The organism is Streptomyces sp. NPDC001832 (assembly GCF_040297265.1).
In the GTDB taxonomy this organism is placed as follows: Bacteria; Actinomycetota; Actinomycetes; order Streptomycetales; family Streptomycetaceae; genus Streptomyces.
Genome location: NZ_JBEOYU010000085.1, coordinates 1 through 4,900 on the forward strand (window position 1 = coordinate 1; position 4,900 = coordinate 4,900).

Below are 4,900 nucleotides of genomic sequence, written 5' to 3' on the forward strand. Positions count from 1 at the left end.
CCCTTCGTCATCGCCCTCAACGGCTTCGACGGACACCAGCCCTACACCCCCGACGAAGTCCGCGAAGCACTCCAGATCGGACCCGACACCCCGATCATCACGACGGACGCGCGGCACCGCGCGGATGCCAAGAGCGGCCTCATCACGCTGGTGGAGCACGCTCTGATGGCGCGGCTGAAGTAGACACAAGTCTGTATTGGCATACGCCAGTTACGGCAACAGGACGGGGGTGGACTGTGTCCTTTGACACGATCCACCCCCGGGTTCATAACGTTTCGACAGAGAATTGCCCCGCGTTCAACACCCGATGCATTCATTCGGTACCGCTGTGCTCACATGAGCCCCGCCTTTTGACGGGGCTCGCTCTGTATGCCCGTTTTATCTGAGGCCTGTACCACTCGGAATGGCTGGTTCCGACTGTTTGGAACGCAGCCGGTCCCCGTGCTGGAATTCGAAGAACTCCCCAGTAGTACGGCCCTGAACAAAAACGGCACAATGTAGGTGCCGACGCCGAGAGGTTGTTGGTCGAGTGAGGCGTAGCAACGAGGGCTCCGCGGCGCGGGGCAACTTCACCCCGCCGCCGCGCGCCGCGGCGTCGCCTGGCGGTGCGTCCAAGGCGGTGACGTCCCGCGGCAGCAGCAGCCGGATGTCACCGCGCAACTGGCGGGTGCCGACCCGGCTGAACGCGATTCTCCTCATCCCGGTGCTGGTCGGCCTGGTCATGGGCGGCTTCCAGGTGACGGAGTCGGTCGACACCTGGCGGGAGGCGCAGGAGGCCGAGAAGACCGCGCGGATCGTGCGCGCGGCCTCCGAGTACGGCCAGGCGCTCCTCAATGAGCGTGACCTCACCGCACAGCCCATGCTTTCGAACGAGCGTGACGCCGCTGTCGTCAGCCAGGCCCGGGCCGCCACCGACGCGGCCGCGGCCAAGTTCGACAAGGCCGTGCAGGACCTACCGAAGAATCAGGGCCTGGAGCGGCGTCTTCAGCTGTTCCGGCTGGAGGAGCCCAAACTCCCCGACCTGCGCAAGGCCGCCTACACCGAGGCCATGGACCCGGTGAAGACGGAAGAGGGCTACGTCGAGGTGCAGCACTACCTGATGCAGTTCTCCAACGAGCTGGGGCTGGGCACCAGCAACATCACCAGCTATGGCCGTACTCTCTACGCGATCCAACTCGCCAAAGCTGCAGAATCGCTTCAGCGCTCCATCGGCATGCACCTCCTGGTGCGTCCGAGCCAGGAGAGCGCCAAGTTCGAGGCCCAGGTCAAGGCCTTCGGCTCATACAACTACCTGGAACAGATCGCACTCGACGAGTTCATCTCCGGTGGTACGGAGGCCGACGCCGCCCGGCTGAAGCAGGTCATGGCCGCCAAGTCGGCCGACGGCGCGAAGAAGCTGAAGAAGGCCAAGGAGGAGGCCGACGCCGCGGGTGTCCCGTTCGTCACGCCTCCCAGTGTCGACGGCTCGGTCTTCGACGGCATGGCCCAGCAGATCGGGCAGGGCAAGTCGCCCGAGAAGCTGGCTGCGAAGGGCATCACGCCCGAGACCTGGATGGCGGCCGCCACCGCCAAGTTCGACGCCTACACCACGGTCGAGAACGAACTCGTCGACAAGGCGGTGGCCGAGGCCGCGGAAATCTCGTCCAGCGCCAAGAAAGCCGCCGTCGTCAACGCCGCAGTCGTGATCGTCGCCCTGCTGGCCGCCTTCGTCCTGGCATGGCTGATGGCCCGGCAGATGAGCCGCTCGATGCGCCGGCTGCGTACAGCCGCCTTCCAGGTCGCCGAGCAGCGGCTGCCCATGCTGGTCGACCAGCTCTCCAGGACCGATCCAGGCCGGGTCGACACCCGCGTCCAGCCGATCCCGATCGACACCCGTGACGAGATCGGTGAGGTCGCCCGCGCCTTCGACCAGGTGCACCGCGAGGCGGTCCGTCTGGCGGCCGAGCAGGCCATGCTGCGAAGCAACGTCAACGCGATCTTCACCAACCTGTCGCGTCGCAACCAGTCGCTGATCGAGGGCCAGCTGACCCTCATCACCGACCTGGAGAACAACGAGGCCGACCCGGACCAGCTGGAGAGCCTCTTCCGGCTGGACCACCTGGCCACCCGTATGCGCCGCAACGGCGAGAACCTCCTCGTCCTCGCCGGCGAGGAGCCGGGCCGCCGCTGGAACCAGCCGGTCCCGCTGGTCGACGTGTTGCGGGCCGCCGCCTCCGAGGTGGAGTCGTACGAGCGCATCGAGCTCTCCGGGGTGCCGGAGACCGAGATCCACGGCCAGTCCGTCACCGACCTCGTGCACCTGCTGGCCGAGCTGCTGGAGAACGCCACCACGTTCTCCTCGCCGCAGACCAAGGTGCGGGTCACGGCGACCCGGCTGCCCGACAGGCGCGTGGTGATCGAGATCCACGACAAGGGCATCGGCCTCACCGCCGAGGACTTCGCCGACATCAACCACAAGCTGGCCAACCCGCCGACCGTGGACGCCGCGGTCTCCCAGCGAATGGGTCTGTTCGTGGTCGGACGGCTCGCCGACCGGCACGGCATCCGGGTCCAGCTGCGCCCCTCGGGCGAACAGGCCGGAACGACCTCGCTGGTCATGCTGCCGGATGCGATCACCCACGGTGGTGGTGGTGAACCAGCCGCCGCGCAGTCCGACTTCACCGTCTCCTCGATCATTCCGCAGCAGCAGACTTTCGAACAGCCGCCGTCCCAGCCGCAGATGCGCACGGCGGCGGAGCTCGGCTTCGACGACTCGCGCTTCGAGCAGCCGTCGGTGGACGCCGCGCAACTGGACCCGGTGGGCCGCTCGCTGAAGCGTGAGGAGCGCCGGGCCGCGCTGGGGGCGCAGACGGCCGGTGAGCGCCCGCAGTTCCCGCGGGAGCAGTACGCCGCGAACCAGACCGTCGGCCACGAGTACGCCGAGAACGGGTACGCCCAGGAGCCGCAACAGGGCCTGCAGCAGGAGCAGTACGAGCAGGCTTCGTACGAGGGCGGCTACGACTCCTACCGCGGTGACGCGGGCTTTGCCGAGCAGCCCGACCACGCTCATCAGGTCGGCTATGCGGAGGCCGCGTATGCGGCCGGTGGGGCCCCGCAGCCGTCGTACGAGGAGCAGTTCGCCCCCCAGCCCCACCAGGACGAGTGGCCGGATCAGAGCGCGCACCAGGGCGCTTTCGAGCCGCAGGCAGATGTCGAAGCGGAATCTGCCCCGAGCGCCCCCGCCGAGCCGCAGGAACGCGTAGGCTTCGACCGTCCGGGATCCACCCCGCACGAGCTGACCGAAGCCGGTCTGCCGCGCCGGGGCGGTCAGCAGCACTGGCAGCCCACCGGCCGCGGGAACAACCGGCCCGTCGCCGCGCAGCAACAGCCGCAACAGCAGCAGGAGCAGCAGCCGCAACCGTCCGCGCAGCAGGGCGGGAACGGCTCCGACGACTGGCACTCGGCGAACGACGAGCGCTGGCAGCGGGCCGAAAAGCTCCGTGAGCCGAAGGCGGGCGGGGTCACCCCGTCCGGACTTCCCCGGCGGGTACCCAAGGCCAACCTGGTCGAGGGCACGGCGGAGCAGACCCTGCAGGACGGCCCTCAGGTCTCCCGCGCCCCCGAGGACATCCGCGGCAGGTTGAGCAACCTGCGGCGGGGTGTGCTGCGGGGACGTAACGCGGGTTCGGACGCAAGTAATACCTACAACCAGGAGCGTTAGTGTGAGCCCGATGAGCCAGGCGGCGCAGAATCTGAACTGGTTGATCACCAACTTCGTGGACAACACCCCCGGGGTGTCGCACACGGTGGTGGTCTCCGCCGACGGACTCCTGCTGGCCATGTCCGAAGGATTTCCACGCGACCGCGCGGACCAGTTGGCGGCTGTCGCCTCCGGTCTGACCTCGCTGACCGCGGGCGCCTCCCGGATCTTCGAAGGCGGCGCCGTGAATCAGACAGTTGTAGAGATGGAGCACGGATTCCTCTTCATCATGTCCATCTCCGACGGATCTTCGCTGGCCGTTCTCGCACATCCGGACGCCGACATCGGTCTGGTCGGGTACGAAATGGCCCTTCTTGTCGATCGTGCGGGCACCGTCCTCACCCCGGACCTCCGCGCCGAACTCCAGGGAAGTCTTCTTAACTAGTAGACAGACAGTGCGTTGCGCGCCACCGAGCCATAAGGTGCGGTGGCGCGGCCCCACTGGGATCGGGGCCTGCAGGTGGAGGAGGAATCGTGGAAACACCCCCAGGCGGACACCGGTACGACGGTGGCCAGAACATGCCGGGTGAGCACGGGGACTATCGTTTCGACTTCCCCTCCACACCCAGCGGACAGGGCGCACAGCAGGGTCCTGGGTGGCCGCCGCAGCGGCCGCACCGCTACGACTGGCCCCAGTCACCCCGCATTCAGCCGGTACAGCCGCGGCAGGCCCCCGATCCGGCCGCACCACCGGCGCACAATCCGCTGGTCCGTCCGTACGCCATGACCGGCGGCCGGACCCGACCGCGCTACCAACTCGCCATTGAGGCGTTGGTCAGTACCACGGCCGATCCGTCACGGCTGCAAGGGCAGTTGCCCGAGCACCAGCGGATCTGCCGACTGTGCTTCGAGATCAAGTCGGTCGCCGAGATTTCGGCACTGCTCTCGATCCCGCTCGGCGTTGCCCGGATCCTCGTAGCCGACCTGGCAGAGGCCGGACTCGTCGCTATCCATCAGCCCGGCGGCGACGAGTCCGCCGGCGGTCAGCCAGATGTGACACTGCTCGAAAGGGTGCTCAGTGGACTTCGCAAGCTCTAGCGGCGGAGCAGCCCGCTCCACTACCTCCGCGAAGATCGTGGTGGCAGGGGGCTTCGGCGTGGGTAAGACCACGTTCGTCGGTGCCGTTTCGGAGATCAACCCGCTGCGCACCGAAGCCGTGAT

3 protein-coding genes and 2 pseudogenes are annotated in these 4,900 nt (G+C 67.6%); all 5 read left to right on the forward strand.

Annotated elements, in window-relative coordinates:
- Positions 1-183, forward strand: a pseudogene (locus ABT115_RS30610) (ATP-binding protein); the annotation flags it as partial.
- Between the two features lie 346 nt (positions 184-529).
- Positions 530-3,700 (forward strand): sensor histidine kinase, encoded by a 3,171-nt coding sequence (locus ABT115_RS30615; protein ID WP_351796708.1) that lies wholly within the window; start codon positions 530-532, stop codon positions 3,698-3,700.
- A gap of 10 nt (positions 3,701-3,710) precedes the next feature.
- Positions 3,711-4,124, forward strand: a complete 414-nt coding sequence (locus ABT115_RS30620) for a roadblock/LC7 domain-containing protein (RefSeq protein ID WP_351796714.1) — start codon at positions 3,711-3,713, stop codon at positions 4,122-4,124.
- Between the two features lie 89 nt (positions 4,125-4,213).
- The gene (locus tag ABT115_RS30625) at positions 4,214-4,777 is read left to right on the forward strand and encodes a DUF742 domain-containing protein (protein ID WP_351796711.1); all 564 of its coding nucleotides are present in this window, start codon (positions 4,214-4,216) and stop codon (positions 4,775-4,777) included.
- Positions 4,758-4,900, forward strand: a pseudogene (locus ABT115_RS30630) (ATP-binding protein); the annotation flags it as partial. The gene ABT115_RS30625 and the pseudogene ABT115_RS30630, both read left to right, overlap by 20 nt.

Coding starts and splice junctions, on each gene's coding strand:
- ABT115_RS30620 (WP_351796714.1), top strand. CDS start 3,711: ATGAGCCAGGCGGCGCAGAATCTGAACTGGTTGATCACCAACTTCGTG.